The 2,321-nt window shown below is 70.4% G+C and carries 2 protein-coding genes and 1 pseudogene; 1 reads left to right on the forward strand and 2 read right to left on the reverse strand.

Annotated features, from left to right (window positions below):
- Window positions 1-111, reverse strand: a pseudogene (locus tag ASG00_RS18930) (acyl-CoA carboxylase subunit epsilon); the annotation flags it as partial.
- Window positions 108-1,706, reverse strand: a complete 1,599-nt coding sequence (locus ASG00_RS07250; protein WP_045248254.1) for an acyl-CoA carboxylase subunit beta — start codon at window positions 1,704-1,706, stop codon at window positions 108-110. The pseudogene ASG00_RS18930 and the gene ASG00_RS07250, both read right to left, overlap by 4 nt.
- 123 nt (window positions 1,707-1,829) lie before the next feature.
- Here ASG00_RS07250 and ASG00_RS07255 point away from each other — a divergent pair.
- Window positions 1,830-2,321: biotin--[acetyl-CoA-carboxylase] ligase (locus ASG00_RS07255; RefSeq protein ID WP_235559412.1), on the forward strand; the 492-nt coding region annotated here is incomplete at its 3' end.

Here is a 2,321-nt window from a genome sequence, read left to right on the forward strand (position 1 = left end):
GGTCACCACCGCGACGATCGCCGCCAGCTCCTCGTCCGTCGGGTTGCCGCGACGCACGTCGATGCGCACGGGCACGGGGGACGCGGCATCCGTCTCGTCGAACAGGCTCACAGGGGGATGTTCCCATGCTTCTTCGGCGGGAGCGACGCACGCTTGCCGCGCAGTGCCCGCAGGGCCTTCGCGATCGACACGCGGGTCTGCGCCGGCTCGATGATGCCGTCGAGCTCGCCGCGCTCGGCGGCGAGGAACGGGGAGGTGACGTTGTAGGTGTACTCGTTGGCGAGGCGGGCGCGCACGGCGGCGACGTCCTCGCCGGCCTCCTCGGCGCGCTTGAGCTCGCCGCGGTAGAGGATGTTCACCGCGCCCTGGCCGCCCATGACCGCGATCTCGGCGGTCGGCCAGGCCAGGTTGATGTCGGCGCCGAGCTGCTTGGAGCCCATGACGATGTACGCGCCGCCGTAGGCCTTGCGCAGGATCACCGTCACCAGCGGCACTGTCGCCTCGGCATACGCGTAGAGGAGTTTCGCGCCGCGGCGGATGACGCCGGTCCACTCCTGGTCGGTGCCGGGGAGGTAGCCGGGCACGTCGACGAGCGTCACGATCGGGATCGAGAACGCGTCGCAGAAGCGCACGAAACGCGCCGCCTTCTCGCCTGCGTCGATGTTCAGGGTGCCCGCCATCTGCGACGGCTGGTTGGCGATGATGCCCACCGAGCGGCCCTCGACGCGGCCGAACCCGATGAGGATGTTCGGCGCGAACAGCGGCTGCACCTCGAGGAAGTCGCCGTCGTCGACGATGTGCTCGATGACGCCGTGCATGTCGTAGGGCTGGTTGGGGGAGTCGGGGATGACCGTGTTGAGGGTGCGGTCGGAGTCGGTCGTCTCGAAGTCGAACGCCGACTCGTAGTCGGGCACCTCCGACATGTTGTTGTCGGGGAGGAAGGCGAGCAGCGAGCGCGCGTAGTCGATCGCGTCCTCCTCGTCGTCGGCGAGGTAGTGCGCGACGCCCGACCGGGTGTTGTGCGTGTGGGCGCCGCCGAGCTCGTCCATCCCGACGTCCTCGCCGGTGACCGTCTTGATCACGTCGGGGCCGGTGACGAACATCTGGCTGGTCTTGTCGACCATGATCACGAAGTCGGTGAGCGCCGGGCCGTAGACGGCACCGCCCGCAGCCGGGCCCATGATGATCGAGATCTGCGGGATCACGCCCGACGAGGCGGTGTTCAGGCGGAAGATCTCGCCGTACTTGCCGAGCGCGACCACACCCTCCTGGATGCGCGCGCCGCCCGAGTCGAGCACGCCGATGATCGGGATGCCGCTGCGCAGCGCCAGCTCCATGACCTTGATGATCTTCTCGCCCGCGACCTCGCCGAGGGAGCCCCCGAAGGTCGAGAAGTCCTGCGAGTAGACGGCGACGGTGCGACCGTGGATCGTGCCGACGCCGGTGACGACGGAATCGCCGTAGGGACGCGACTTCTCCATGCCGAACGCGGTGGTGCGGTGGCGCACGTACTCATCGACCTCGGTGAACGACCCGTGGTCGAGCAGCATCTCGATGCGCTCGCGGGCGGTGAGCTTGCCCTTGGCGTGCTGCTTGGTCTGCGCGACGGTCTCGGCGTCGACGACCGCCTCGCGGTAACGGCGGCGCAGGTCCTCGATCTTGGCAGCGGTGGTCGTGAGGTCGGGGGTGTCGGTCACGGATTCCACCCTATCCACCGGCCCCGTCCGACGCTTGGAGGGTTCGGACAACAGGCGGAGGCATCCGCTGTTCCTCGTCTGAGACATGGCGGTGGATGCCGGCGGCCCGGAGCCCGCGCGTAGGGTGGCGGCATGCCCATTCCCGCCGCAGGATTCCCCCTCGCCGCCGCGGTCAGCCCGAGGCTCCAGGTCGCCGAGCACACCGACTCCACGAACGCCGACCTCGTGGCCGCCGTGCGCGACGCGCCCCGCGACTGGCCGCACCTGTCGGCGCTGCTGACCACCGACCAGCGTCGGGGGCGGGGTCGCCTCGACCGCACCTGGGTCGCGCCACCCGGCGCCGCGCTCGCCCTGTCCGTCGTCGTCGACGTCACCGGGCTCCCGATTGCGGCCCGCGGCTGGATCCCGCTCGCCGCCGGCGCCGCGATGACCCGCGCTGTCGCCGCGCAGCTGCGCGGAACCGGCAACTCCGCCGGGCTGAAGTGGCCCAACGACGTGCTCGTGGACGGACTGAAGATCTGCGGCATCCTCGCCGAAGCCGTCGCCGGCTCGCCCTCGACCGTCGTCGTCGGCTCCGGAGTGAACACGCGGATGGCCGCGGTCGACCTGCCCGTGACCACCGCG

It is taken from the genome of Microbacterium sp. Leaf351 (assembly GCF_001423825.1).
GTDB classification, from domain to species: domain Bacteria; phylum Actinomycetota; class Actinomycetes; order Actinomycetales; family Microbacteriaceae; genus Microbacterium; species Microbacterium ginsengisoli.